Source organism: Microbacterium tenebrionis, from assembly GCF_903645325.1.
GTDB lineage: Bacteria > Actinomycetota > Actinomycetes > Actinomycetales > Microbacteriaceae > Microbacterium > Microbacterium tenebrionis.
On sequence record NZ_CAHJXQ010000004.1, the window covers coordinates 197250 to 223492 of the forward strand.

Sequence of the window (26243 nt, forward strand, 5' to 3'; positions counted from 1 at the left end):
CTCCTGAGGGGTGGGGTTCCGAGTGGAGCCCCACCCCTCAGTGTCCAGGGCGTGTCTCCTAATAGGCGGGCCCAGGTGAGGATGGCGCAGAGGGTGACGCCGGCGCGGTAGGTGATGGCGAGTTTGTCGAAGCGGGTGGCGATGCCTCGCCATTGCTTGGCGAGGGCGAAGTACCGCTCGATCACGTTGCGGCCGCGATAAGCGTCCGTGTCGAGCCCGTAGGGTCTCCCACCACGACTGCCGCGGCGTCTGCGTGCGGCGATCTGGTCCTTCTTGTCTGGGATGACGGCCTTGATCCCACGGCGGCGCAGTTCCGTCCGGATGACCCCGGTCGCGTAGGCACGGTCGGCGATCACGGCATCCGGTCGGGTCCGCGGCCGGCCCTGACCGATTCGGGGAACCCGGATCTCGCCGAGCACGTCGGCGAGCATCGCACCGTCGTTGCGCTGCCCGCCGGTGACGATCATCGCCAGCGGGCGGCCGTGCCCGTCGACGGCCTGGTGGATCTTCGTGGTCAGCCCGCTGCGGGAGCGGCCGATGCCGTGACCGGGCGGCTCAACCGCGAACCACGGCAGGTTCTTGTGATTCGATCCCGCCCCCTGTGTCCTGCTCCGGACGGGTCGTGTTCGTCGCATGCTGATGCGCACGTGCGATCGTCGCGTCGATCGACACCGCCCAATCTACCTTCCCGGCCGCGTCGGCGTCTGCGAGGATCCGCACGAGAACGCGATCCCAAGTCCCGTCGCCGGCATACCGACGGTGTCGTTTCCACACCGTCTGCCACGGACCGAACGGCTCACGCGGCAGATCGCGCCAGGGAATCCCGGTACGGAAACGGTAGGCGATGCCCTCCACGACGCGGCGATTGTCACCGAACGGGCGGCCACGACGACCCGAGTTCGACGGCAGCAACGGCTCGATCCGCTCCCACTGCTCGTCCGTGAACACCCGATACCGCGACCCCGTCGACCTCACCCCACCAGCATCCCGCGCGCCTCACCAAACATATAGGAGACACGCCCTAGCTGACGATCCGAGCCGCCAGACCGCGCACCTTCGCGTCGATAGCGTCGCGGAGCTCGCGCACGCCGTCGGCTTCCCAGTTCGACGGATCCGGGAACGACCACTCGACCAGATCTCCGCGAACCGCGCCCGGCAGCGGGAGGTTCGGCTTCATCAGGACCACGACATCGGCCGCCTCAAGATCGTCTGTCGTCACCGCGCGCGGCGTGGCCGCCGACGTGTCAATTCCGAGTTCGTGCAGTGATTCCGCGATGGCCGGGTTGATAGTCTCCGCTGGGCTGATTCCCGCACTCGTCGCTATCAGCCGCTCATCACCGACGTGCCCGAGGAGGTGAGCACCGAGTTGGGAGCGCCCCGCATTGTGCTTGCATATGAACAGAACCGTCTTGGGCTGGGTCATCTCTCGTCCTCTGGTTTCTCGACTGTTTCGGCTGCGTCACCCGCATGATCTGTTCATCAGATGACGAGCAGGTGAACTCCTTCAACGAAGGTTGCGGTCGGTATCGATAAATGTCAATATAGACACATGTCGATTCAAGCGGTTGAACTGGTCATCATCGGATCAGGCCCTGCGGGATACACCGCGGCCGTCTACGCCGCGCGGGCAGGTCTCGCCCCCGTGGTCCTTGCCGGTTCCGTGACTGCCGGCGGCGCGCTGATGACCACGACGGAGGTGGAGAACTTCCCCGGTTTCGTTGACGGCGTGCAGGGGCCCGAGCTGATGGAGTCGATGCGCGCACAGGCGGAGCGCTTCGGCGCCCGCATCCTCCTCGACGACGCGGTTTTGGTCGATCTCGACGGCCCGACCAAGACGATTGAGACGGGCTCTGGAGAGACGTTCCTCGCGCGCGCCGTGATCTTGACGATGGGCTCCGCGTATCGCAAGCTCGGCATTGCCGACGAGGAACGCCTTACCGGCCGCGGCGTCTCCTGGTGCGCCACCTGCGACGGCTTCTTCTTCCGTGAGCAGGAGATCGTCGTGGTCGGTGGCGGAGACTCTGCGATGGAGGAGGCACTGTTCCTCACCCGCTTCGCGTCGAAGGTCACCGTCGTACACCGCCGCGGTGAGTTCCGCGCCTCGAAGATCATGGCGCAGCGCGTATTCGACCACCCGAAGATCGAAGTCGTCTGGAACAGCGAAGTCGCAGGGCTCGTCGGCGCCGAGAAGGTCGAAGCAGTCACACTGCGCAACACCGTCACCGGCAACGAGCAGCAGCTGCCAGCCACCGGAGTTTTCGTCGCCATCGGCCACGACCCGCGCTCCGAGATCGTCACCGGCCTCGTCGACACAGATGCCGATGGCTACGTCCTCGTCGATCACCCCTCCACCCGCACGAACCTCGCAGGAGTCTTCGCCGCCGGCGATCTCGTCGATCACACCTACCGGCAGGCGATCACCGCCGCAGGCACCGGGTGCGCCGCAGCACAAGATGCCCAGCACTACCTCGCCGCGCTTGACGAGGCCGCACCAGTCTTGACCGAGGCTGAGGAGGTCTTCGCATGAGCGCGCCCATCACCGTCACCGATGCCACCTTCCAGGCCGAGGTCCTCGACTCCGAGATCCCCGTCGTCGTCGACATCTGGGCCACCTGGTGCGGGCCCTGCAAGCAGGTCGCACCCATCCTTGACCAGCTCGCCGCCGAATACGACGGGCGCGTGAAGATCGTCAAGCTCGACGCCGACCAGAACCCCGAGACCGTGACTGCGGTCGGAGTCACCTCCATCCCCACCCTCGGCTTCTACACGGGAGGCACGCGCGTCGACATGCTCATCGGCGCCCACCCGAAGCCCGCCATCGCAGAGAAGTTGGAGGCGCTCGTCGCATGAGCACCGCAACCGTACCCACCACCGCCCCGACCACGCGCCGCCTGTCGACCCTCGACCGGTGGCTGCCACTCTGGATCGGCCTGGCCATGGTCTGCGGCATCCTCATCGGCCGCTTCATCCCCGGCGTCTCCGACCTCCTGGCCAGCCTCGAAGTCGGCGGCATCTCGGTGCCGATCGCACTGGGGCTGCTGGTGATGATGTACCCGGTCCTGGCGAAGGTTCGCTACGACAAGGTCGCCGCCGTCACCGGAGACAAGAGACTCCTCATCTCCTCCCTGGCACTCAACTGGCTCGTCGGCCCCGCACTGATGTTCGCCCTCGCCTGGGCGTTCCTGCCCGACCTGCCCGAGTACCGCACCGGCCTCATCATCGTCGGCCTCGCTCGCTGCATCGCGATGGTCGTCATCTGGAACGACCTCGCCTGCGGCGACCGCGAAGCCGCAGCAGTGCTCGTCGCCATCAACTCCGTCTTCCAGGTCATCGCGTTCTCGCTCCTCGGCTGGTTCTACCTCACCGTCCTCCCCGGCTGGCTCGGACTCGACTCGCAGGGCCTGGACATCTCGATCGGGCAGATCGCACTGAACGTGTTGATCTTCCTCGGGATACCCCTCATCGCCGGATTCGCCTCCCGTTTCATCGGGGAGCGCACGAAGGGACGCGACTGGTACGAGGACCGTTTCCTGCCGAAGATCGGCCCCTGGGCCCTCTACGGTCTCCTGTTCACCATCGTGCTGTTGTTCGCTCTTCAGGGCGAACAGGTCACCAGCCGCCCCTGGGACGTCGCTCGGATCGCACTCCCATTGCTGGCGTACTTCTCGATCATGTGGTTCATCGGCCTCTTCACCGGCAAAGCGCTGGGGCTCGGATACGCCCGCTCGTCGACGCTCGCGTTCACCGCAGCGGGCAACAACTTCGAACTCGCCATCGCCGTCGCCATCGGCACATTCGGCGCCACATCCGGCCAGGCCCTCGCCGGAGTCGTCGGCCCGCTCATCGAAGTACCGGTTCTCGTCGGACTCGTCTATGTCTCTCTCTGGGCAGCCCGCCGCTGGTTCCACACCGATCCATTCACCGCCGAAAGGATGTAGACATGAACGCCATGCTCACCACCGAAGGCGACACCTGCAGTCCCGTCGCCAGCCACGCCATAGGCGTCGACGCGGCCACCTCGGTCGCCTCGACTCTGAAGGCGTTGTCGGATCCGCTCCGTCTTCGAATGCTGTCCGCCATCGCGTCGGACCCCCGCGGGGAGTCCTGCGTCTGCGACCTCGCCGAACTCGCCGACGTCGCCCAGCCGACGGTCTCTCACCATCTGAAGGTGCTCAAGGACGTCGATGTCCTCACCTCTGAGAGGCGTGGAACCTGGGTCTGGTATCGGATCAACCCGAACCGCCGCAGCGCCGTCACGGCCTTGCTGGAATCCTTTGCGCCCGCGACGCTCGCCCCATGGAGTGTCGCCGATGACCACCACGATGAGCCACGGCCAGACTTCGACGCGCGCGTGACCCACCTCGCGGATGAACTCGCCGCGGAAGTCACCGAGCTGGATCCCGACGTCGTGCTCACCATTGTCCGTGAGTCCTACATAGCCCTCGCGCGGACCGCACGAGTCACGTCAGCACTCGTGCCTTTGACCGAGCGCTTCGCGCGTCAACGACTCGCCGACCTCACCCGCGACCGCGATGCATCGGTCCCGCAGGTGCTCTTCGTCTGCGTTGCCAACGCCGGACGTTCGCAGCTCGCCGCCGCGCTCGTCAACAAGCTCGCTGCCGGCAAGGTCATCGCTCGCTCGGCGGGGTCTGCTCCCGCCGACGTCATGCACCCGCACGTCCGTTCGATCCTCGCTGAAATCGAAGGCGACCTGGCCGCTGAGCGCTTCCCGAAACCACTCACAGACGATGCCGTCCGCGCGGCCGACGTCGTCATCACGATGGGCTGCGGCGACGTCTGCCCAATCATCCCCGGGGTCCGTTACGACGACTGGGCCGTCGGAGACCCGGCCCTCGCCTCGCGCGACGGCGTCGCAGCCATCCGCGACGACATCGCCGGACGCGTGCGCGCGCTCGTCGACGATCTCCTCCCTTGACCAACCCTTCTCACCAGGAGCAACCATGACTGACACGACCACCAAGCCTTCCGTCCTCTTCGTCTGCGTGCACAACGCCGGACGCTCGCAGATGGCCGCAGGATTCCTGCGCGACATCGCCGGAGACCGTGTTGAAGTCCGCTCCGCCGGCTCCATGCCCGCCGACCAGATCAACCCAACCGCCGTCGAGGCAATGCAGGAACTCGGCATCGACATCACCGCCGAGCAGCCCAAGGTGCTCACGACCGAGGCCGTGCAGGCATCCGACGTCGTCATCACGATGGGATGCGGTGACGCATGCCCGTTCTTCCCCGGTAAGCGCTACGAGGACTGGAAGCTCGACGACCCGGCCGGCCAGGGTATCGACGCTGTACGCCCCATCCGCGACGACATCCGCGCGCGCATCGAGCAGCTGGTCAGCGAACTGGTCTGAATCAGACCGGTGCCTGCCGGGGAGGGGGTCGCCTCATGGCAGCCCCCTCCCTCTCCCGCTTCAGGGGCTCAGTGCCCGGCGCCGAGATTGCCGGTGAGGCGGCCGTGGAAGGCTGCCGCGGTGTCATTCAGGCCTTCAATGGTGACGTTTTTCCCGTGGTGTTCGTACTTGGTGACGATCGCATCGAGGGCAGCGACCGTGGAGGCATCCCAGACGTGAGATCGGCTCATGTCAATGACCACGGTGTCAGGGTCCTCGGCGTACTCGAATTGCGTGGTGAGGTCGTTGCTGGAGGCGAAGAACAGTTCTCCGTCGACGGCGTAATGCGCTGCGTCACCCTCGTCGCTGAGCACGCGGGTGACGCTCACGAAGTGAGCGACGCGACGCGCGAACATGATCATCGCAGCGATCACACCGAGGATGACGCCGACCGCGAGATTGTGCGTCCAAACGGTCGCAATGACGGTGATGAGCATCACGGCGGTCTCGCTCTTGGGCATCCGCTTGAGAGTGCCCCAGCGGATGCTGTGCCAGTCGAACGTGGCGATCGAGACGACAACCATGACGGCAACAAGCGCCGCCATGGGGATGATCGCAACGACGTCGCCGAGAGCGAGGATCAGCACGAGCAGGAAGACTCCGGCGAGGAAGGTCGAGATGCGGGTCCGGGCGCCGGAGGCCTTGACGTTGATCATGGTCTGGCCGATCATCGCGCAACCCCCCATGCCGCCGAACGCTCCCGAGAGGATGTTCGCGGCTCCCTGGCCGAGTGCCTCGCGGGTCTTGCGCGAGTGGGTGTCGGTGATGTCGTCGACGAGCTTCGCGGTCATGAGCGACTCGAGAAGGCCGACGACGGCCATGGCGAGAGCGTAGGGGGCGATGATCTGCAGAGTCTCCAAGTTCAGCGGCACGTTCGGGATGAACAGCTCCGGAAGGCTCTGGGGGAGCTCGCCCTGATCGCCCACGTTTGGGACGTTCCAAGCGAAGACGACGACGGCAGCGGTGAGCAGCACGATCGCGACGAGCGGCGCCGGGACGACCTTCGTGATGCGCGGCATGAGGAACATCACCAGGAGTCCGACTGCCACGAGCGGGTAGACCAGCCAGGGCACGTCGAAGAGCTGGGGAAGTTGGGACGTGAAGATCAGGATCGCCAGGGCGTTCACGAACCCGACCATCACCGAGCGCGGGATGAAGCGCATCAGCTTGGCGACGCCGAGGAGGGCGAGGACGATCTGGATGAGCCCGCCGAGAAGAACAGTGGCGATGAAGTAGTCCATGCCGTACTCGCGGGCCACCGGCGCGATGACGAGCGCGATCGCGCCGGTCGCTGCGGTGATCATTGCGGGGCGGCCACCGAGGAACGCGATCGCGACCGCCATGATGAACGACGAGAACAGGCCTACGCGCGGGTCGACGCCCGCGATGATCGAGAACGCGATCGCCTCCGGGATTAGGGCGAGTGCGACGACGAGACCAGCGAGGACCTCACGGGTGAGGAGGCGCGGGCTGCGCAGCGCCTGCATGACGGTGGGTTCGATGCGATAACGCGACGCGGAGTCGCGGGTGGGGGTGACGGCAGTCATGTGCCCTCCGGGTGGTGGGCTCTCTCGTGAGAGCGCGGGAAACGAATGGGAGCGCAGCGGTGCGCAGGCGTCGGTCAGGCCGACGCGAGAAGATGAGGGGTGGCGGCGCGAGAACCGCGCCGCGTGCAACTCTAACGTGACGTGAGTGTTGCGAGGAAATCGATTGAAGGTGGCCGTTGGGCAACGACGAAACCATGCGCATCGGTGAGGTCACCGAACGTACATCCCTGTCTCTCCGTACCCTCCGGCACTGGGAAGATGCCGGCCTCGTCGCGCCATCCGCGCGCACCGAAGGAAATTTCCGGCTCTACACGGAGAAGGATGTCGAACGACTGCTGCTCATTCGTAGGATGAAGCCTCTCGGGTACACCCTCGACGAGATGCGCGAGTTACTGGACGTCGTCGATGCTCTGGCCGTGACCCCCGACAGTTCTTCTCTGCGTGCCCGTCTCGACGACATCAGAGAGGGTGCGCGGGTTCGACGAGAGAAGCTCACTGAACAACTCGCAATGGCCGACGAGTTCGTGGGATTGCTCGGTCGCCTGTCGTTAGGAACGCCACTTCCTTAGCCCACGTTCACCTGAGTTCGGAAGCAGCCGGCTCGGACGGTGAGGATTTTCAAGCGCGGCCAAGATCGTCAATCTGAGAACCCTCGACGAGCCTGTCGAGTGCATCGACCACTTCATCATCAACGCTCATCCACGAACGCCAACCCGGCTCGTCTTTATGCAGAACGCGCTCTTCGTCGCGGTAGATCCGAGAGACAGTTCCGTCGACATCGAGGACGAGAAGTCCGCGTCCGGATTGCCGGTCTGACGATGGCACTGCTGTCGGCTCCTTCGGGTCATCGTGGGCTCAGGGCGGAGCCGTCTCAGAGCGAAGCTTCCCAGGTTGTGATTGTGAGCTCAAGCCGGTCATCCTTATTTCGAGCAGCGGTGCCTATGGCACCGTTGCGGGCGTTTCATTCCGCGTCGATCCATTGCTCGGACAACCTCACGTGAACCCCTGGATGGCGCAAGATGTAAACGGGAGGCGATGACGATGAATCTCTACCTGGTGAGGAACCCTGACGGCGTACCTGTCTGGGTTGCATTCGAGTCACGCACACGTGCCCGCAGGCGGGCTTGTCGATACGAAGTATCTGCAGGTCGTGAACTACTCATCGCTGAAGGTGGGGCAGCGGATCGTCGTGACCGCAGACGACGCCCGAAACGCAATCCGACAGGCGATGATCCTTTGCTCTATCTTGGCTGGAGAGGACCCCTCGGATCTCGCCTGACCGAAACACCGAGACACGCTCGTCGCAGATTCTGACAACTCGGGTGAGACAAATTGGCGGCGGGTCGCGCTAGAGATTTCGCGTAATTCCGGTGATCGTTCGTCTCATCTCATGACAACTCTCGCGAGATCGGACAATCCCGATTCCTCTCATGGTCGTGCCTCCTGCGCGGTACTCTACGGGTGGATCTCGGCGGTGGACATGGCGGAGGCGTGATGAATGAGTCGGACAAGGACGTGACCGACCCCGAGCTCGCGCCGCGCCTCACGGACGAGCAGTGGCACAGGCTCTGCGCCCGCGGCGCGATCCGTTACGTCGACGACAGCGAGATCCTCTTCACCACCGGGCAGCGCGACTACCCGATGATCCTCGTCGAGGACGGCGAGATCGAGGTCGTCCGAGACTCGCCCGCCTGGATGGACGAAGAGGTGATCGCCGTCATGGACCCGCGATCCTTCGCCGGCGAGCTCGGGCTTCTCAACGGTCAGCGCGCGTTCCTCACCGCCCGCGCGATCGGGCCCGGTCGGGTCCGGGAGGTCTCACGCAGCGACCTTCGCCGACTCCTCGCCGAGGACGACGAGCTCGGCGACATCATCCTGCACGCGCTGTGGGCGCGCCGTGAGTCGCTGCGCCGCGGCTCGGCCGCGATGACCCTCAAGATCGTCGGCGCCGCCGGCTCGCCGGGGTTCCTCTCGCTGCGCCGCTTCGCGAATCGCCTCGACCTCGTGCACATGGCCGTCGAGCTCGACCTGGATGCTCCGGCCCATCCGCTGCACGCGCGATATGCACCGGGCGACCTCCCGATCGTCTTCCTCGAGGGGCAGCCCATCGTGCGCGCCACACCGGGCATGCTCGCCGAGCAGCTCGGGCTGAGCTACGAACCGGGCGATGAGGACGTCGTCGACCTCGTCGTCATCGGCGGCGGCCCCGCCGGCCTCGCGTCGGCGATCTACGCGGCATCCGAGGGGCTGAGCACCGTGCTCGTCGACGCCGTCGCCCCGGGCGGGCAGGCCGCGTCGACCTCGCGGATCGAGAACTACCTCGGATTCCCGTTCGGAGTCAGCGGCGACAGCCTCACCGGACAGGCGGTCCTGCAGGCCATCAAGTTCGGCGTCCGGGTGTGCGCGCCGTGCGAGGCGGTCAGCCTGCGCAGCCTCGGCGACGACCTTGGCGCGCGGATGTCGTCCTATCTCGTGCGGCGCATCCGCGAGGAGTCGCGCATCCGGGTGCATCTCGGCGCGAACGTCACCGGTCTCGACGGCGACGCCGGTCTGTCGACGGTCGTCATCGACACCGTGGGGCCCGTGCAGGCCCGCGGCCTGTTCTGCTTCATCGGCGCCGAGCCCGCCACGGAGTGGCTCGCCGAGCTCGATCGCGACGATGCCGGATTCATCCGCACCGGAACCGACGTCACCCGGCAGTCGCTCGAACGCTGGCAGACGATGGGGCGCGAGCCGCTGCCGTTCGAGACCTCGGTCCCGCGGGTCTTCGCCGCCGGCGACGTGCGCCGCGGATCCATGAAGCGGGTCGCCGCCGCCGTGGGCGAGGGGTCGAGCGCGGTCGCATCCGTGCACCGTGCGCTCGCAGCGCATCCGGTCGCCTGAACGAGAGCGGCACGACGAAGGGGCCGCGGCTGCGCCGCGACCCCTTCTCCCCCGATCTGATTCAGCTGAACTGGTTCATCGTGTTGTCCTTGCCGCCGGCCTTGAGCGCGGCATCCCCGGCGAAGTACTCCTTGTGGTTGTCGCCGATGTCCGAGCCCGCCATGTTCTGGTGCTTGACCGTCGCGATCCCCTCTCGGATCTCGCGGCGCTGCACGCCGCGGACGTAAGCGAGCATCCCCTCGTCGCCGAAGTAGCCCTTGGCCAGGTCATCGGTCGAGAGAGCCGCCGTGTGGTAGGTCGGCAGCGTGATGAGGTGGTGGAAGATGCCCGCGCGAGCCGAGCCGTCCTTCTGGAACGAGCGGATCTTCTCGTCGGCCAGGCGCCCCAGCTCCGTGTCATCGTAGGAGACGTTCATCAGGTCGCCGCGATCGTATGCCGAGACGTCCGCGCCATCCTTCTCGAGCTGGTCGAACGCCTGCTGGCGGAAGTTGAGCGTCCAGTTGAACGACGGGCTGTTGTTGTAGACGAGCTTGGCGTTGGGGATCTGCTCGCGGATCGCGTCGACCATGCCGGCGATCTGCTCGACGTGCGGCTTCTCGGTCTCGATCCAGAGCAGGTCGGCGCCGTTGCGCAGCGACGTGATGCAGTCGAGCACGCAGCGCTCCTCGCCCGTGCCGGCGCGGAACTGGTACAGGTTGCTCGCCAGTCGCTTCGGGCGCAGCAGCTTGCCGTCGCGCTTGATGATGACGTCGCCGTTGCCGAGCTCGGCCTCCGAGATCTCCTCGACGTCCAGGAACGCGTTGTACTGGTCGCCCAGGTCGCCGGGCTCCGTCGAGACCGCGAGCTTCTGGGTGAGGCCGGCGCCGAGCGAGTCGGTGCGGGCGACGATCACGCCGTTGTCGATCCCCAGCTCGAGGAACGCGTAGCGCACCGCGTTGAGCTTCGCGATGAAGTCCTCGTGCGGAACCGTGACCTTGCCGTCCTGGTGGCCGCACTGCTTCTCGTCGGAGACCTGGTTCTCGATCTGGATCGCGCAGGCGCCCGCCTCGATCATCTTCTTCGCGAGCAGGTACGTGGCCTCGGGGTTTCCGAACCCGGCGTCGATGTCGGCGATGATCGGTACGACGTGGGTCTCGTGGTTGTCGATCTGCGACTGGATGAACTCCACCGCGGTCTCGTCGCCGGCGACGCGCGCCTCGTCGAGCTTCGTGAACAGCAGGTCGAGCTCGCGGGCGTCGGCCTGGCGGAGGAACGTGTAGAGCTCCTCGATCAGCGCGGGCACCGAAGTCTTCTCGTGCATCGACTGATCGGGGAGCGGGCCGAACTCCGAACGGAGAGCGGCGACCATCCAGCCCGAGAGGTAGAGGTAGCGCTTGTTCGTGGACTTCAGGTGCTTCTTGATCGAGATCAGCTTCTGCTGGCCGATGAACCCGTGCCAGACGCCGAGCGACTGGGTGTACAGCGACGGGTCGCCGTCGTACTCGGTCATGTCGCGGCGCATGATGTCGGCCGTGTACTGGGCGATCTCGAGACCGGTCCGGAACCGGTTCTGCGCCCGCATGCGGGCGACGTACTCGGGGTTGATCGCGTCCCAGCTCGAGCCGTTCTGCTCCTTGAGAGCCTGGATCTTCTCGATGTCGTCGGTGTACGCAGTCATTTCGACTCCTTCGTGGATGCTGACGTTGGCTGAGGTCGTTGCATCCACTCTGGGCCAAGAAAACTGCGTCTTCATGCCATTCGGGGTGTGAAGAAAAGCAATCCTTCTGCGTTCTGGAAGAAGAATCCCCGTGCGAGGCACGCGCGACGCCGGTCGGGTCTCGCGCACCGCGGAGCCGGTGCCCGCGGTCGACTGACGCTCAGCGCCGGCATCCGCATCTTCGACGTCCCGGGGGCGCCGCTACGACGGGGAGATCGTCGGGATGTACGAGGGTGCCGAGCGGAGCTTCGGCCGCATCTACCGGCCGAAGCTCTCCGGGCTCAGTACCAGTTGACGGCCTGCGAGTGGCCCCACGCGGCGCACGGGGTGCCGTAGACGCTCTTGATGTAACCGAGGCCCCAGCGGATCTGCGTGGTGGCGTTGGTCTGCCAGTCGGATCCGGCGCTGGCCATCTTGCTGCCGGGAAGCGCCTGGGGGATGCCGGTCGCTCCGGAGGGGTTGTAGGCCTGGTAGTTCCAGCCGGACTCCTTGGTCCACAGCGAGTTCAGGCAGGAGAACTGCTCGGCGCCCCACCCGTATTCGTCGGCGGCGATGAGGGCGGCGGCGTCGCGCGCGCCGTCCGGCGTGTTCGCGGCGGCGATGGCCGCGGCCTCGGCTGCCGCTTCGGCGGCGGCGGCCTCTTCGGCCTTCTTCTTCGCCACGGCATCGTCCAGGCGCTTCTGCAGCGCCGTGGTCTGCGCGGCGACCATCTGGGCCTGCGCGACGGTGGTGTCGGTGAGCATCGAGCGGACCACGCCGATCGCATCCTCGTCGGCCAGCGCGGTCGCAGCGTCTTCGAGACCCGCCGTGTCGATCGACGCGTCGATGTCGAAGCCGGACTCCTCCACGCCGGCCGCCGTGTCCGACGCGGTCTTCAGGGCGGCTTGGGCGGACTCGAGCGCCGCGTCCGCCTCAATCAGCTGTGCACGCAGATCGCCGCGATCGCTCACCGCGGCGCGGCCGGTGACGTCGGCGGCGGCCGGGGCCGCGGCGGTGAGGCCGGCGGTCGCGGCGAGGCCGAGAGCGGCGCCGGCGACCACAGTCAGGGCGACGACGCGGCGGTGGGCGCGAGCCGTTCGGCGATGGGCGCGGGTGACGATTCGGGTTTCAGGCATGACGAACGTAACGATCCTTTGACGTGAGAGGGCCGCTTCGGGGCGGCCGGTGCACCCTCGGTCGAGCGCACAAGGTAACGATTCTGTATCACGGACCCTGAGCGAGACCTCCGCAGGGCCTGAATGCGCGGTGTGAGCGGCGTCTCGGCATCCTGATCGTCGCCTACGGCTTCGCCGTGGTGGTGTACCGCAAGAAGCTGCGCTGAGACGTCCGGGCGCGATGCCGTATCACCACGGTCGGTTCTGAGCGCTGAGAGCCGGCCGAAGTGATACCGCACGGGCGCCGGGTCAGGCGAACGAGTCCTCGATCGCGACCATCCACGAGATGCCGAAGCGGTCGACGAGCATCCCGAACTCGCCGCCCCACGGGGCCTCACCGAGAGGCATGATGGCGGTCCCGCGGTCGACGAGCCCGTCCCAGGCGCGGTGCAGGTAGTCGGTGTCGACGGATCCGCCGCTGAGCGACACCGAGATCCCGGCCGGCTCGCGGTACTCCATGCCGGTCGGTGTGTCGGACGCCATGAGCACGAGCCCGCCCGGTGCGTTCAGCTGCGCGTGCATGATGAGGTTCTCCTCGCCCTCGGCGGTGCCGCTGTCGGGCATGTCGCCGAAGGTGCTGACCTCGAGATCGCCGCCGAGGACGCCCTGGTAGAACTCCATCGCCTCGCGGGCGTTGTCCTTGAACGAGAGGTAGGGGTTGAGGTTGGTCATGGTCACTCCTTCGTCGGCGGGTGCGGGTTCTGGTGCCACCAGTGTGCGCTCCGCGTGCGGTGACCTCAACCCCTTTCAGGCGCTGTTCACTCGACGAGCTTGCCCTCGCTCGAGACGTCGCGGATGAGCGTGGCGATCTCCTTCGGCACCGGCGGGATCTCCTCCCGAGTCACGCCCGTCGTGGGTGACCACACCAGGTTCACCTGCAGGGCGGGATCGGTGTCGGGGTGGTCATGCGTTCCACGCTCGGAACCTGTTCTTCATAACTCCAATGCATTATGCGCATTATCACGATAGACTGCGGGCATGAATTTGGAGCAGTTGCGGGGATTCGTCGCTGTCGCTGAACTCGGCCACTTCACCCGCGCATCCGAGAAGCTGCATCTGGCGCAGCCGTCGCTCAGCCGCCAGATCTCCACGCTCGAGCAGGAGCTCGGCGCCGAGCTGTTCCACCGGGCACGCGGCAACATCTCGCTCACCGCCGCCGGCGAGACCCTCCTGCCCCGCGCTCGCCGCATGCTCACCGACGCCGACACGATCCGCGACGAGATGGCGGAGCTCGCGGGGCTTCAGCGCGGGCGCGTACGCCTGGGGGCGACCCCGACCCTGTGCATCAGCCTGGTCGCCGAGGTTCTGCGCGCGTTCCACGACGGGCATCCCGGGGTCGAGTTGCAGCTCGTCGAGGGCGGGTCGAACATGCTCATCGATCAGCTGGCCGCCGGCGCCGTCGACATGGCGCTCGTCACGATCTCGGAGGGGCGCCCGGTCGCCGGCACCGCCCTCGTGCGCACGCCGCTGCTGACCGAAGAGCTCGTCGTCGTCTCATCGGCCGACCAGCCGCCGATCGCGGACTCGGCGATCGATCTCGCGCACCTCGCCGAGCTGCCGATGGTCGCGCTCGCCGAGAGCTACGACCTGCGCGACGCTACGGATGCCGCGTTCCGCACAGCGGGTCTCACGCCGTCGCTCGTCGTCGAGGGCGCCGAGATGGATGCCGTCCTGCGGTTCGTCGAGCGGGGGATCGGCGTCGCCGTGGTGCCCGCCACCGTGCCGGTCGACCGGCCGACGCTGCGGTCGGTGCGGCTGACGGATCCGCAGCTCGAGCGGACGATCGTGCTCGCGCACCGCAACGACGTGAATCCCACCCGCGCGGCTGCGGCGATGCGCGACGTCATCACGCACACGGCCGACTACCTCGCCGCGCGCTCTCCCGAGACCCTGCACGCCGTCTGACTGTTCCGACGCGTTCGCCGGCGCGTCAGTCAGTCCGTCGCGGGTGCAGGAGTCCGGATGCCGCACCCAGAGCCGAGCCGACGACCGTGTCGATCACGCGCTCGACGGCGACGTCCATCGCGCCGATCTGACCGGTCGCGGCTCCCGTGAGCAGCAGCACGAGCGGGGTGATGAGCATGAGCGCGAGGGCGTAGTGCCGCACGACGACGAGTTCGACGCTGAACTGCAGGATGCCCAGCAGCAGGGCGATCCACAGTCCCTGGGGGTGCAGCAGCGCGATCAGAGCGTAGACGCCGACGCCGAGCACGGTGCCCAGCATCCGGTGCAGGCCGCGCTGGAAGGCGGCCCGGCGCTCGGCGGCGAGTCCGATCACGGCGACGCCGGCGCCGACGATCCAGTAGCTGCGGGTGGGGTCCACGAACGCGCCGATCAGCACACCGAGCACCGCCACGATCGACACGCGCAGCACGAGCATGCGCGACGCATCGTCGAACGAGGGGCCCGGCATGAGCTGCGACAGCGGTCGCGGCTCGTGCGAGCGCACGCGGGGGATGAGCAGCGGCGTGATCGCGACGAGATACGAGAACGCGCAGCCGCCCGCGAAGGCGGCGACATAGGCGAGCGGCGAGATCGCGCCGGTGCTGGTGATCTGCGCCGAGAGACCGAACACGAGGACGAAGAAGATCGGACCTGGCGGGCCGAGCCGGAACCCGAAGCACAGCCCCGCCGTGACGACCGCGATGACGATGGTGCCGATGCCTGACAGCCAGTGGTCGCCGCCGGCGATCGTCCCCAGGGCGGCGCAGGCGACGAGGGCCGCGGCGATCAGGGGCAGCGCTCTCGCGCGGTCGACGACGGGGGAGGCGCCGAAGAAGAGCACCGTGAATGCGCCGGCGCCGGCGATGAATCCGAGCGTGGGCAGCCCTGCGAGCGTCATGACCGCGACCGGTATCGAGATGCCCAGGGCCGCCTGCAGGCCGAGCTGCCAGCGCGGACCTCTGGACGGGGCGAAGGCGAACAGGCTCACCGATCCATTCTGCCGTGCCGGTCGGCTGCCCCCGGCGCCCGGAGGTCAGGGATGCTGCTGCGCGACCCACTCCGCGTGACCGAGGTGGATGCCGCACTGAGGTGATCGACGGGCCGCGTGGGCCTCCGCTCTCGCGGATGCCGCCGACATCGCACCAGGCGCGATTTCAGGTTCTTCGCAGGTTCACGCTAGCCTGATCTCGAGTCGCACAGGTAAGCCTTACCTAATTCGGAATCACCTCACCGCAGAACAGGAGTCCCTCCATGTCCATGCCCAGAACTCTCGCGGCAGCAGCCTTCGGCGCCGTATCCCTCCTCGCGCTCGCCGGATGCAGCAGTGCGCCGGCCGACGCTGAAGCGCCCGAGACCGCAGCCGAGGACTACTACCCGATCACGGTGACGGACATGGCGGGCAACGAGGTGACGATCGAGAGCGCCGAGAGCGTCGCGATCACCGACAACCGCTTCTTCCAGCTGGCCGCCGACTGGGACCTGCCGATCTCGGTCGCCCCGCGCGACCTGATGAGCCCCGAGAACCCGCTTGCCGACGACGAGGAGATCCTCAACATCGGCACGCACAGCGAGCCGGACTTCGAGCAGATCGTCGCAGCCGACCCCGACCTCGTCATCAACGGCTACCGGTTCAGCGGCGAGGAGAACGCACAGGGCGTGCAGGATGCCGCCCCCGACGCCGCCTTCGTCGAGATGACCGGCCCTGAGGATCAGTCGGTCGACGAGTACGTCGCGGAGAGCCTCACTCTCATGGGCGAGGTCTTCGACCGGAAGGACGAGGCAGCCGCGCTCATCGAGGAGTTCCAGGCCGCCGTCGACGGCGCGAAGGCGGCCTACGACGCCGACAGCACCGTCATGGGCCTGATCACCTCGGGTGGCGAGATCAACTACGCCAACCCCATCGACGGTCGCGGATCGAGCATCTTCTTCGATCTGCTCGACCTCACCCCGGCGCTGGATGCCGAAGGCTCCGAGAACCACACCGGTGACAGCGTCTCGCTCGAAGCGCTCGCCGGCGCGAACGCCGACCACCTCATCGTCCTCGACCGCGACGCCGCGGTCGGCGAGGGCGAGGTCACGCCCGCGCTCGACCTCATCAACAGCTCGGCCGCGCTCGCGAACGTCCCGGCCGTGACGAACGAGAGCATCTATGTCTTCCCCGCGGACTACTACCTCACCGAGGACGTGTTCGCCTACACCACGGTGCTGAACGGCCTCGCAGACCTCTTCGCCCAGAAGTGACCTGCTGAGACTCGACGGACGGGTCGCCTCCGCTACCGCGCAGCGGCGCGGAGGCGACCCGTCATCGGAACGGTGAACATGGCCTCCTCGGCATCCCCTTCGCGCCGCGTCACCGCGGTCGACGTGCTCGCGCCCGCCCGCGCCCGTCCGGGAGCGCGCACGCGCGCGCTGCCCCTCGTCGTCGCGATCGTCCTGACGATCGGGCTCATCGTGCTGTCCCTGTTCGTCGGGGTCGCCGACATCACCGCAGGCCAGGGAGGCGGCACGGAGTTCCTGTGGATCACGCGCGTGCCGCGCACGGCATCCCTCGTCCTCGCGGGGGCGAGCATGGCGATGGCGGGCCTCGTCATGCAGCTGATGACCCAGAACCGGTTCGTCGAGCCGACCACCGTAGGCACCACCGAATGGGCCGGGCTCGGTCTGCTCGTGACCTACATCGTGCTGCCGGCATCCGGCGTCTTCGTGAAGATGGTCGTCGCGATCGGATTCGCCTTCGTCGGCACCCTGATCTTCTTCGCGTTCCTGAGGCGCGTCACGCTGAAGTCGTCGCTCATCGTGCCGATCGTCGGCATCATGTTCGGCGCCGTCGTCAGCGCGATCACGACCTTCCTCGCGTTGCGATTCGATCTGCTGCAGGTGCTCGGCGGGTGGTTCATGGGGCGCTTCACCGGCGTCGAGGTCGGACGCTACGAACTGCTCTGGATCGTCCTGGCCGTGGCGATCGCCGTGATGGTCCTCGCCGACCGCTTCACGGTCGCGGGCCTCGGCAAGGACGTCGCGACGAACGTCGGCATGAACTACGAGCGCGTCGTGCTGCTCGGCGTCGGGCTCATCTCGCTCACCACCGGTGTCGTGACCGTCGTGATCGGGATGCTGCCCTTCCTCGGACTCATCGTGCCCAACCTCGTCTCGATGGTGCGCGGCGACGACCTGCGCTCCAACCTGCCGTGGGTTCTGCTGACCGGCATCTGGATCGTGACGGTGTGCGACATCATCGGACGCGTCGTCATCATGCCCTTCGAGATCCCGGTGTCCCTGGTACTCGGCGTCGTCGGGTCCGCCGTGTTCATGCTCCTGCTCCTGCGCACGAGGAGGACCAATGCTCGCTGACTCTCAGCTCTCCGCGCCTGCCGGCGCGGGCATCGGCCGCCGGGGCTCCGGGCCTTACGCGAGTCCGCAGCACCGCATCCGGTACCTCGTCATCCTCGTCGCGCTGATCGTCGCCGCGGTCACGATCACCGTTCTGCTGCTCACCTGGGGCAACCAGTTCGAGCCGTTCAGCGAGAAGTGGTGGCGGATCTCGCGCATGCGCGTCACGACGCTCGTCGTCATCGCCGTCGTCACCTTCTGCCAGGCGATGGCGACCGTGACGTTCCAGACCGTGACGAACAACCGGATCATCACGCCGTCGATCGTGGGGTTCGAGTCGCTGTACGTGCTCATCCAGACGGCGATCGTGTTCTTCTTCGGCACGGCGGGCATCGCCGAGATCGGCCCGCTCGGCCGGTTCCTGCTGCAGAGCGCGATGATGGTGCTGTTCGCCCTGCTGCTGTACTCCTGGCTGTTGTCGGGGCGGTTCGGCAACCTGCACGTGATGCTGCTGATCGGCATCGTCATCGGCGCCGGCATGGGGGCGCTGTCGACGTTCATGCAGCAGATGCTCGACCCGAACGAGTTCGACGTGCTCGCCGCGCGGCTGTTCGGCAGCGTCGGGCACGCCAGCACCGACTTCCTCTGGATCGTGATCCCTGTGGCAGCGTTGGCGGGCGGTGCGATCTGGTTCCTCGCCAGGCGTCTCGATGTGCTCTCCCTCGGCGGGGAGATCAGCGCCAATCTCGGGCTTCGCCACCGGCGTCAGACCATGCTGATGCTGACCCTGGTCTCGGTTCTCATGGCGATGACGACCTCGCTCGTCGGACCGATGACCTTCCTCGGCTTCCTCATGGCCACGCTCGCGTACTCGATCACGAGCACGTACGACCATCGCCGCATCCTGCCGGTGGCGTGGCTGCTCGGCTACGTCATCCTCACCCTCGCCTACTTCCTGCTGCGGCACGTGTTCCCGATCGTCGACGCCGTGACGATCGTCGTCGAGCTGATCGGCGGGCTGCTGTTCCTCATCGTCGTCTTCCGGAAGGGACGCCTGTGATCCGTCTCACCCATGTCACCAAGCGCTACAGCAGCGATGTCGAGATCGGGCCCGTCTCGATCGACATCCCCGCCGGCGGCATCATCGCCCTCGTCGGGCCGAACGGCGCGGGCAAGTCCACCGTGCTCACGATGATCGGGCGGCTGCTCGCCCCCGACGAGGGGACGATCGAGGTCGCGGGACTCGACGTGCACCGCACGCCGTCGAAGACCGTCGCGAAGACGGTGTCGATCCTGCGCCAGGAGAACCACTTCGTCACCCGGCTCACGGTGCGTCAGCTCGTCTCGTTCGGGCGGTACCCGTACAGCGGCGGGCGGCTCACGCAGGCCGACGAGGACAAGATCTCCGAGGCGATCGACTTCCTCGATCTCACCGACCTCGAGCAGCGCTTCCTCGATCAGCTCTCGGGCGGACAGCGGCAGCGCGCGTACGTCGCGATGGTCCTCGCACAGGACACCGACTACCTGCTCCTGGACGAACCGCTCAACAACCTCGACGCGCAGCACTCCGTGCAGATGATGGGGCAGCTGCGCCGGGCCGCCGACGAGCTCGGGCGCACGATCGTCATCGTGCTGCATGACATCAACTTCGCGGCCGCCTACAGCGACTACATCATCGCCATGGAGAACGGACGCATCGCCGAGCACGGGACGCCGGACGAGATCATCCGCGACGACGTGCTGACCCGTGTGTTCCGCACGCCGGTGACCGTGATCGACGGCCCGAACGGACGGTTCGCCGCGTACCACCGGTGATCCCGGGCGCCGCGTGCAGCGGGGGAATCGACGTTCGCAAACTCGCCATGGCGGATGCGCTTCGTGGAGGTTAGGATGGAAACCTCCGGCCTGAACGGCTGGCGACGCCTCGGAGAGGGGCCGTCGATTTGCGGGGAGAGTTATGAACGCGGAGACGACTGCGCCCCGTCGTCGACGGTGGCGTTCGCTCATCGCGATGACGACTGCGGCGACTCTCGCCGTCGTCGGGCTCACGGTCATCGCGCCGCCCGCTCCTGAGCCGGCGGAAGCCGCGGTCGTGCAGTGGGGCACGAACTCGGGAAGCGCACCGAACTACCAGGCCAACGTGAACGGCGACTTCCTGATGTCGGGAAACGGCGTGCTCGGCTGCACAGGCTCGGGTGTTACGGGCAGCGGCACGTGCACCGACCTGCACGCGGCCTCCAGCACCAACACGAACAACGTCAACGACAACTTCACGATGGCGAACGTCAACGCGGTCACGGGTTTCACGACGAACTCGTCCAGCGCGACCGTGAACATCCCGGCCGGCGCCGCGGTGATCAAGGCGTTCCTCAACTGGAGCGCGAACACCGGCGTCTTCACCGGCGATTCGCGCGTGCTGTGCACGACGTGGAGTGCCGCGCGCGGCACCGCGACCCTGCCGTCGGGGTCGGCCACCGGCTACACGTCGCGTGCCGTGCAGTTCAAGGTCGGCAGCGGTGCGATTGCGAACGTGGCACCGCAGAGCATGATCGAGGATCCGACGTCGCAGGCGACCTACCGCAGCTACTCGGCGACAGCCGATGTCACCAGCGCCTTCGCGGGAGTCGCCACAGGTTCTGACGTCACCGTCTCGGCCGGCAACATCTGGACCCCGACCGGACCGGGTTGCTACGCGGGCTGGTCCGTCACCGTGATCTACGACTACGGCACCTACATTCCCGGGAACACCGCGTCCATCCAGCGCAACATCATCTACTACCAGGGTCACGTCCGGCAGGGAGCGTCCGATCCCGCGCTCACGGTCGCGTTCAACGGATTCACCGCGGTCGACACCGGTACGCGCGTGGGCTTCACGCTGTACGAGGGCGATCGCAACATCACGGGTGATTCGGCATCCTATTCGCGGAACACGTCGACGTCATACACACCGATCGCCAATCCTGCCGGCGCGACCAACAACATCGGCATCGGCCGTGCCGAGAACTCGATCCGATACACCGGAGCCGCGGGCACCGCCTTCACGAACCAGAGCGTCGACGTCGACACGGCACCGCTCACGAACATCGTGGCGGGGGACTCTCGCGTCAACCTGCAGCTCGGCACGAGCGGTGACTCCTACCTCCTCACCAACGCCGTGCTCTCGGTGCCGACGGCAGGGCTCCAGCTCGTCAAGTCGTTCGACGGCACGAAGGACACACAGTCGCGCACCGCCGGCGAGAACGCGACATTCACGATCCGGGTCACGAACACGGGTGCGGGCACCCTGCGCAACATCGTGATCCAGGACGACCAGTCCGACTGCAGCCGGACCCTCACCGGCGTGCAGCTCGCACCGCAGGAGTCCTACACCTTCACCTGCACCGCCAACGCGCCATCCTCGACGGGGTACGTGTCGACGGCGAAGGCGACGGCGAACACCGTGGTCGGCAACTTCCTCGCGCAGGACGAGGATTCGACCACCGTGCTGCTGTCCGCGATCGCGCTGACGAAGACGAGCACTCTGGCCGCAGGAGCCACTGGCAGGGCTGGTGATGTCATCACCTACACCTTCACCGTCACCAACAGCGGGCAGTCGACGCTGACCGGCGTCACGATCACGGACCCGCTGCCCGGGTTGTCGACCATCGTGTTCGGCGCGTGGCCCGGCTCCCCGGGAACCCTGGCCCCCGGCCAGTCGGTCACCGCGACCGCGACGTACACGCTCACCCAGACCGACGTGGATGCCGGCGCGGTCGCGAACACCGCGACTGCGACCGGAACGGATGACGACGGCGGAGCGAAGCCGACGGCCCCGGCCAACAGGGTGACGCCGATCGCTGCGGCCGCCGCGATCACGGTCACCAAGACGGGAGCGCTCGCATCGGGAGCGACCGGTCGCGTCGGCGAACGCATCAACTACACCTTCACGTTCACGAACACGGGCAACGTGACGCTCGCGAACGCGACTCTGGCAGATCCGCTCTCGGGGCTCTCGCCCCCGGTCATCACCTGGCCCACCGCGACCGCAGGCGTGCTCCCGGTCGGCCAGAAGGCGACGGCCACCGCGTTCTACACCATCACCCAGGCGGACGTGGACGCAGGATTCGTCCGCAACACCGCCACCGTCTCCGCCCGCACCCCCGCAGGCAGCACCATCTCGGCCTCTTCTCCTCAGGTCCAGGTCAACACGATCGCGTCCGCCCCGGCGCTCACGACGACGAAGTCGGGAGCCATCACCTCGGGCAGCGGCGGCGTCGGCAGCGTGATCACGTACAGCTTCACGGCCCGCAACGCGGGCAACACCACCCTGACGGGCGTCTCGATCTCCGATCCGCTCACAGGTCTGTCCGCACTCACGTACTCGTGGCCGGGCACCGCAGGAACGCTCGCTCCCGGTCAGACCGTCACGGCGACCGCCACGTACACCGTCAAGCAGGCGGACGTCGATGCGGGCTCGGTCAAGAACACCGCCACAGGCAAGGCGACGACCCCGGCCGGCGCGACCCTGACGGTGCCGAGCAGTCAGTCGACGGTGTCGACGGCGCCGGCGAACCCGGCCGTCACCCTCACCAAGACCGGTGCCCTCGCTCCCGGAAGCGCTGGGCGCGCCGGGGATGTGGTCACCTACTCGTTCGCCCTGGCCAACACCGGCAACGTGACGCTGACGCAGGTGGGCATCACCGACCCGCTCTCCGGCCTCTCAGCGCTCACCTATTCGTGGCCGGGCACCGCGGGGACTCTGGCCCCCGGTCAGAGCGTCACAGCGACCGCCACCTACACGCTCAAGCAGAGCGATGTGGATGCCGGTGCCGTGGCGAACACGGCGACGGCGAGCGCCCGGCCCCCGTCCGGTGCCGCGCTGACGCAGTCGCGCTCGGCGACCGTGCCGATCGCGCCCGCCAGCACGCTGTCCGTCCTCAAGTCCGGCTCGATCACCTCGGGCAGCGGCGGCGTGGGCAGCGTCGTCACCTACGACTTCTCCGCCACGAACACGGGCAACGTCACGCTCACGCAGGTCGCCCTGAGCGACCCGTTGGCAGGACTGTCGGCCATCACGTACACCTGGCCGGGAACCGCGGGAACGCTCGCGCCCGGTCAGGTCGTGACGGGGCGCGCGACGTACACGATCAAGCAGAGCGATGTGGATGCCGGGGTCGTGACCAACACGGCGACGGCGACCGGGCGCACTCCCGGCGGTCAGACCGTGACCGGAAGCTCGCCGACCAACCGTGTCAACACGGCCGCGGCCGCCCCGGCGTCCACGACGACGAAGGCCGCCGCGGTCTCCGGCACCGGCCGCGTCGGCGATGTCATCACCTACACCGTGCGCACGACCAACACGGGCAACGTCACGCTCACGGGCGTCTCCGTCTCCGATCCGCTGGCCGGTCTGTCCGCATTCACGTACTCGTGGCCCAGCACCGCGGGAACACTCGCACCGGGCCAGACCGTCACGGCCGTCGCGACCTACACGATCAAGCAGACCGACGTCGACGCGGGCGCGGTGCGCAACACGGCCGGCTCGACCGGGGTCTACGGCACGACACCCGTGACGAGCAGCTCCCCGCAGGTCGTGACGCCGACGGTCGCGGCGGCGCCGGCGATCGTGACGACCAAGAGCGGTGCGCTCCCCGGCGGCTCGGTGGGGCGCGCCGGCGACACCATCACCTGGACGATGACGCTGCGCAACAGCGGGAACGTCACGCTCACGGGAGTCGCCGTCAGCGACGCGCTGCCCGGCATCTCGCAGCCCGTCTACGGCCCCTGGCCCAGCGGCACCGCCGGTACGCTCGCACCGGGGCAGACCGTTGCGGCCACCGCGACGTCGGTGATCTCCCAGACCGATGTGAACTCGGGCGCAGTGAGCAACACGGCGACCGGCACCGGTCGTCCGCCCTCCGGCGACGCGGTCACGAGCTCGGCACCGGCCACGGTGTCGCTGGCCTCGACACCCGACCTGACGATGGTCAAGACCGGCGCGGTCACCTCGGGCAGCGGCGGTGTCGGCAGCACGATCACGTACACGTTCCGCTCGACCAACACCGGCAACGTGACGCTGAGCGGTGTCGCGTTCGCCGACCCGCATGCGGGGCTCTCCGCCATCTCGAGCGTGTGGCCGGGGGCGGCCGGCACGCTGGAGCCGGGGCAGACCGTCACCGGTACGGCGACGTACACGATCCGGCAGTCCGACGTCGACGCGGGCGTCGTCAAGAACACCGCCTCGGTGAGCGGTACCCGCCGACCGGCGCGCCCATCACCAAGACGTCGAGCGAGGTCTCGGTCGCGACGGTGGCGGCACCGTCGATCACCACGACGAAGTCCGCGGCGGGAGCCGGGGAGGCGTAGGCGAGACGATCACGTACACCTTCCGTGCCACCAACAGCGGCAACGTCACGCTCACCGGCGTCGCCATCACAGACCCCTCGTCGGCCTCTCGGCCCTGAGCTACAGCTGGCCCGGCGCGAACGGCACGCTCGCTCCCGGCCAGAGCGTCACGGCGACCGCGACCTACACGCTCACTCAGCGCGACGTGGATGCCGGTTCCGTGACGAACACGGCGACCGCCCGCGGCACCGGCGGCGGCACGACGGTGAGCGCCGGCTCCAGCGCTGTCGTGACCCCCACGGCGACGAGCTCGCCCGCCATCACCGTGGGCAAGACGGGGACGCTGAACGGCAGTGGTGTCGCAGGCGACACCATCACCTACGCGTTCACCGTGCGCAACACCGGGAACGTGACCCTCACGGGCGTCGGGCTGACCGACCCGCTTCTCGGAGCGGACCCGATCGCGCTTTCGGGATGGCCGGGCGCGGCAGACACGCTGGCGCCGGGACAGAGTGTCACCGGCAGGGCGACCTACACGCTCACGCAGACGGACGTCGACGCCGGTTCGGTCATGAACACGGCGACCGCCGTGGGCACGCCGCCACGGGGAGCGGCCGTGAGCGGCACGGGAAATTCCGCAGTGCCGATCGCCGCCGCGCCGTCGATCGTCGTGAACAAGACGGGTGCGCTGACCAGCGGCAACGGCGGTGTCGGCAGCACCATCACGTTCTCTTTCACGATCCGCAACTCGGGCAACGTGAGCCTGGCCGACATCGTCCTGACCGACACGCTGCCCGGTCTCCCCCGCCCGAGCCTGACCTGGCCGGGTGCGGCGGGATCGCTGGCGCCGGGCGAAACCGCGACGGGAACGGCTGCGTACACCGTGCGCCAGAGCGATGTCGACGCGGGAGCGGTGCCCAACACCGCATCCGTGAGCGGTCGCCCGCCTGCAGGCGCGCTCGTGTCGTCGTTATCCACGACGACGGTCCCGACGATCACTCCGTCGCCTGAACTCACGGTCACCAAGACCGCGAGCTCGACGACCGGCAACGTCGGCGACGTGATCGAATACACGATCCGGGTCGAGAACTCCGGCAACCAGACACTCACCGGCGTCACCGTGCGCGACGCGCTGCCGGGGATGTCCGTCCTGGCAGTCACGTGGCCGGGCGCCGCGGGGACCCTGGCACCGGGGCAGGCCGCGACCGCTCGTGGCACGTACGCCATCACGCAGGCCGATGTGAACGCGAGCACGATCCGGAACACCGCGACCGCTGAGGGACGAGCGCCCGGGGATGCTCCGGTCACGGCCAGCGCCACGAGAGACACCCCCACGGCCGCAGCCGCACCGCAGCTCGCGCTGAGCAAGAGCGCATCCCTCGCGTCGGGCGCCAGGGGCGTCGCCGGCGATGTCGTCACGTACACGTTCACGATCCGAAACGCCGGCAACGTCACCATGACCTCGGTCGGCGTGAGCGACCAGATGCCGGGTCTGTCCGACATCGCCTACTCGGCATGGCCGGGTGCGTCCGGCACGCTTCAGCCGGGGCAGAGCGTTGTCGCGACCGCGACGAAGACTCTGACCCAGGCGGACGTGGATGCCGGGTCCATCGTCAACACCGCCACTGCGAGCGGCACCCCGCCGAGCGGTCCGGCTGTCCAGCAGTCGGCGTCCGCCACGCTTCCGCTCGCGCCCAGTCCGTCACTGACCCTCGCCAAGAGCGGCGGCTATACGAGCGGCTCCGGCGCCGTCGGCGCGTCATCACGTATCAGTTCACCGCGCGCAACACCGGCAACGTCACGCTGACGAACGTCTCGATCGCCGACCCGCACGACGGCCTGAGCGCGATCACGCCGTCGTGGCCCGGCACGCCGGGGACACTCCCTCCCGGCCAGGCCGTGACCGCGAGCGCGACATACACTCTGGTGCAGGCGGATGTCGACCGGGGCTCGGTCT

General features: G+C 67.6%; 20 protein-coding genes and 2 pseudogenes. 14 read left to right on the forward strand and 8 right to left on the reverse strand.

The annotated features are described in order from the left end of the window. Positions 1-62 precede the first annotated feature (62 nt). Together HWX58_RS08680 and HWX58_RS08685 are read right to left on the reverse strand one after the other, a co-directional pair. Positions 63-975: pseudogene (locus HWX58_RS08680) on the reverse strand (IS5 family transposase); the annotation flags it as partial. Positions 976-1021: 46 nt separating this feature from the next. Then, positions 1022-1423 carry an arsenate-mycothiol transferase ArsC gene (locus tag HWX58_RS08685; RefSeq protein WP_175987002.1) on the reverse strand — a complete coding sequence of 134 codons (402 nt, stop codon included), beginning with the start codon at positions 1421-1423 and terminating at the stop codon, positions 1022-1024. 126 nt (positions 1424-1549) lie between these two features. Between HWX58_RS08685 and trxB the strand changes: the two genes are divergently transcribed. The 5 genes from trxB to HWX58_RS08710 are packed head-to-tail and all read left to right on the forward strand — an operon-like array spanning position 1550 to position 5369. Beyond that, positions 1550-2527: a thioredoxin-disulfide reductase gene (trxB, locus tag HWX58_RS08690; RefSeq protein WP_175987004.1), complete on the forward strand. Its 978-nt coding sequence runs from the start codon at positions 1550-1552 to the stop codon at positions 2525-2527. Beyond that, entirely contained in the window at positions 2524-2850 is a 327-nt protein-coding gene (gene trxA, locus HWX58_RS08695) for a thioredoxin (RefSeq protein WP_175987006.1), read from the forward strand. The genes trxB and trxA overlap by 4 nt, the downstream gene beginning before the upstream one ends. Further along, on the forward strand, positions 2847-3938 hold the full coding sequence (arsB, locus tag HWX58_RS08700; protein ID WP_175987008.1) for an ACR3 family arsenite efflux transporter: 1092 nt from the start codon (positions 2847-2849) through the stop codon (positions 3936-3938). Before trxA ends, arsB begins: the two co-directional genes overlap by 4 nt. 2 nt (positions 3939-3940) lie before the next feature. Beyond that, the gene (locus HWX58_RS08705) at positions 3941-4936 is read left to right on the forward strand and encodes a metalloregulator ArsR/SmtB family transcription factor (RefSeq protein ID WP_175987011.1); all 996 of its coding nucleotides are present in this window, start codon (positions 3941-3943) and stop codon (positions 4934-4936) included. A 25-nt stretch (positions 4937-4961) separates the two neighbouring features. Further along, complete coding sequence (locus tag HWX58_RS08710) at positions 4962-5369, forward strand: arsenate reductase ArsC (RefSeq protein ID WP_175987014.1); 408 nt, start codon at positions 4962-4964, stop codon at positions 5367-5369. A 68-nt stretch (positions 5370-5437) separates the two neighbouring features. On the opposite strand, the gene HWX58_RS08715 is transcribed toward HWX58_RS08710, so the two are convergent. Continuing rightward, positions 5438-6955 carry a SulP family inorganic anion transporter gene (locus HWX58_RS08715; protein WP_175987016.1) on the reverse strand — a complete coding sequence of 506 codons (1518 nt, stop codon included), beginning with the start codon at positions 6953-6955 and terminating at the stop codon, positions 5438-5440. A gap of 194 nt (positions 6956-7149) precedes the next feature. Here HWX58_RS08715 and HWX58_RS08720 point away from each other — a divergent pair, with 194 nt between their 5' ends. Then, positions 7150-7524, forward strand: a complete 375-nt coding sequence (locus tag HWX58_RS08720; RefSeq protein WP_175987085.1) for a MerR family transcriptional regulator — start codon at positions 7150-7152, stop codon at positions 7522-7524. Positions 7525-7573: 49 nt separating this feature from the next. On the opposite strand, the gene HWX58_RS08725 is transcribed toward HWX58_RS08720, so the two are convergent. Beyond that, on the reverse strand, positions 7574-7780 hold the full coding sequence (locus tag HWX58_RS08725; RefSeq protein WP_175987019.1) for a hypothetical protein: 207 nt from the start codon (positions 7778-7780) through the stop codon (positions 7574-7576). Between the two features lie 669 nt (positions 7781-8449). Here HWX58_RS08725 and HWX58_RS08730 point away from each other — a divergent pair. Beyond that, positions 8450-9838: an FAD-dependent oxidoreductase gene (locus HWX58_RS08730; RefSeq protein ID WP_175987021.1), complete on the forward strand. Its 1389-nt coding sequence runs from the start codon at positions 8450-8452 to the stop codon at positions 9836-9838. Positions 9839-9899: 61 nt separating this feature from the next. Here the strand turns inward: HWX58_RS08730 and HWX58_RS08735 are convergent, their stop codons facing one another. From HWX58_RS08735 to HWX58_RS08745, 3 genes are all read right to left on the reverse strand, one after another. Continuing rightward, positions 9900-11495 carry an isocitrate lyase gene (locus tag HWX58_RS08735; RefSeq protein WP_175987024.1) on the reverse strand — a complete coding sequence of 532 codons (1596 nt, stop codon included), beginning with the start codon at positions 11493-11495 and terminating at the stop codon, positions 9900-9902. Between the two features lie 320 nt (positions 11496-11815). After that, on the reverse strand, positions 11816-12649 hold the full coding sequence (locus HWX58_RS08740) for an aggregation-promoting factor C-terminal-like domain-containing protein (RefSeq protein WP_250646170.1): 834 nt from the start codon (positions 12647-12649) through the stop codon (positions 11816-11818). A 288-nt stretch (positions 12650-12937) separates the two neighbouring features. Further along, positions 12938-13360: a VOC family protein gene (locus HWX58_RS08745; RefSeq protein WP_175987026.1), complete on the reverse strand. Its 423-nt coding sequence runs from the start codon at positions 13358-13360 to the stop codon at positions 12938-12940. A 306-nt stretch (positions 13361-13666) separates the two neighbouring features. On the opposite strand from HWX58_RS08745, the gene HWX58_RS08750 reads away from it, so the two are divergent. Then, positions 13667-14593, forward strand: a complete 927-nt coding sequence (locus HWX58_RS08750) for a LysR family transcriptional regulator (protein WP_175987029.1) — start codon at positions 13667-13669, stop codon at positions 14591-14593. A 25-nt stretch (positions 14594-14618) separates the two neighbouring features. Here HWX58_RS08750 and HWX58_RS08755 read toward each other — a convergent pair whose 3' ends face one another. Further along, positions 14619-15620, reverse strand: coding sequence for an FUSC family protein (locus HWX58_RS08755; RefSeq protein ID WP_175987031.1), 1002 nt, complete (start codon positions 15618-15620; stop codon positions 14619-14621). Positions 15621-15883: 263 nt separating this feature from the next. Here HWX58_RS08755 and HWX58_RS08760 point away from each other — a divergent pair, with 263 nt between their 5' ends. The 6 genes and pseudogenes from HWX58_RS08760 to HWX58_RS15520 form a co-directional block, all read left to right on the forward strand. After that, entirely contained in the window at positions 15884-16873 is a 990-nt protein-coding gene (locus HWX58_RS08760) for an ABC transporter substrate-binding protein (protein ID WP_175987033.1), read from the forward strand. 78 nt (positions 16874-16951) lie between these two features. Beyond that, positions 16952-17983 (forward strand): ABC transporter permease, encoded by a 1032-nt coding sequence (locus HWX58_RS08765; protein WP_175987036.1) that lies wholly within the window; start codon positions 16952-16954, stop codon positions 17981-17983. Further along, on the forward strand, positions 17973-19022 hold the full coding sequence (locus tag HWX58_RS08770; protein ID WP_175987038.1) for an iron chelate uptake ABC transporter family permease subunit: 1050 nt from the start codon (positions 17973-17975) through the stop codon (positions 19020-19022). Before HWX58_RS08765 ends, HWX58_RS08770 begins: the two co-directional genes overlap by 11 nt. Beyond that, complete coding sequence (locus tag HWX58_RS08775; RefSeq protein WP_175987040.1) at positions 19019-19777, forward strand: iron ABC transporter ATP-binding protein; 759 nt, start codon at positions 19019-19021, stop codon at positions 19775-19777. The genes HWX58_RS08770 and HWX58_RS08775 overlap by 4 nt, the downstream gene beginning before the upstream one ends. Before the next feature lie 196 nt (positions 19778-19973). Beyond that, positions 19974-26093 (forward strand): CLIPPER-2 domain-containing protein, encoded by a 6120-nt coding sequence (locus HWX58_RS15515; RefSeq protein WP_175987042.1) that lies wholly within the window; start codon positions 19974-19976, stop codon positions 26091-26093. Then, a pseudogene (locus HWX58_RS15520) lies at positions 26048-26233 on the forward strand (CLIPPER-2 domain-containing protein); the annotation flags it as partial. The gene HWX58_RS15515 and the pseudogene HWX58_RS15520, both read left to right, overlap by 46 nt. Between the last annotated feature and the right edge of the window lie 10 nt (positions 26234-26243).

Bases quoted from the DNA above. Each gene is read 5' to 3' on its own strand.
- HWX58_RS08760 (WP_175987033.1), top strand. From the start codon at position 15,884: ATGTCCATGCCCAGAACTCTCGCGGCAGCAGCCTTCGGCGCCGTATCC.
- HWX58_RS08685 (WP_175987002.1), bottom strand. From the start codon at position 1,423: ATGACCCAGCCCAAGACGGTTCTGTTCATATGCAAGCACAATGCGGGG.
- HWX58_RS08740 (WP_250646170.1), bottom strand. From the start codon at position 12,649: ATGCCTGAAACCCGAATCGTCACCCGCGCCCATCGCCGAACGGCTCGC.
- HWX58_RS08705 (WP_175987011.1), top strand. From the start codon at position 3,941: ATGAACGCCATGCTCACCACCGAAGGCGACACCTGCAGTCCCGTCGCC.
- HWX58_RS08735 (WP_175987024.1), bottom strand. From the start codon at position 11,495: ATGACTGCGTACACCGACGACATCGAGAAGATCCAGGCTCTCAAGGAG.
- HWX58_RS08770 (WP_175987038.1), top strand. From the start codon at position 17,973: ATGCTCGCTGACTCTCAGCTCTCCGCGCCTGCCGGCGCGGGCATCGGC.
- HWX58_RS08720 (WP_175987085.1), top strand. From the start codon at position 7,150: ATGCGCATCGGTGAGGTCACCGAACGTACATCCCTGTCTCTCCGTACC.
- HWX58_RS08730 (WP_175987021.1), top strand. From the start codon at position 8,450: ATGAATGAGTCGGACAAGGACGTGACCGACCCCGAGCTCGCGCCGCGC.
- HWX58_RS15515 (WP_175987042.1), top strand. From the start codon at position 19,974: ATGACGACTGCGGCGACTCTCGCCGTCGTCGGGCTCACGGTCATCGCG.
- arsB (WP_175987008.1), top strand. From the start codon at position 2,847: ATGAGCACCGCAACCGTACCCACCACCGCCCCGACCACGCGCCGCCTG.
- HWX58_RS08750 (WP_175987029.1), top strand. From the start codon at position 13,667: ATGAATTTGGAGCAGTTGCGGGGATTCGTCGCTGTCGCTGAACTCGGC.
- HWX58_RS08710 (WP_175987014.1), top strand. From the start codon at position 4,962: ATGACTGACACGACCACCAAGCCTTCCGTCCTCTTCGTCTGCGTGCAC.
- HWX58_RS08745 (WP_175987026.1), bottom strand. From the start codon at position 13,360: ATGACCAACCTCAACCCCTACCTCTCGTTCAAGGACAACGCCCGCGAG.
- trxA (WP_175987006.1), top strand. From the start codon at position 2,524: ATGAGCGCGCCCATCACCGTCACCGATGCCACCTTCCAGGCCGAGGTC.
- HWX58_RS08765 (WP_175987036.1), top strand. From the start codon at position 16,952: ATGGCCTCCTCGGCATCCCCTTCGCGCCGCGTCACCGCGGTCGACGTG.
- trxB (WP_175987004.1), top strand. From the start codon at position 1,550: ATGTCGATTCAAGCGGTTGAACTGGTCATCATCGGATCAGGCCCTGCG.
- HWX58_RS08715 (WP_175987016.1), bottom strand. From the start codon at position 6,955: ATGACTGCCGTCACCCCCACCCGCGACTCCGCGTCGCGTTATCGCATC.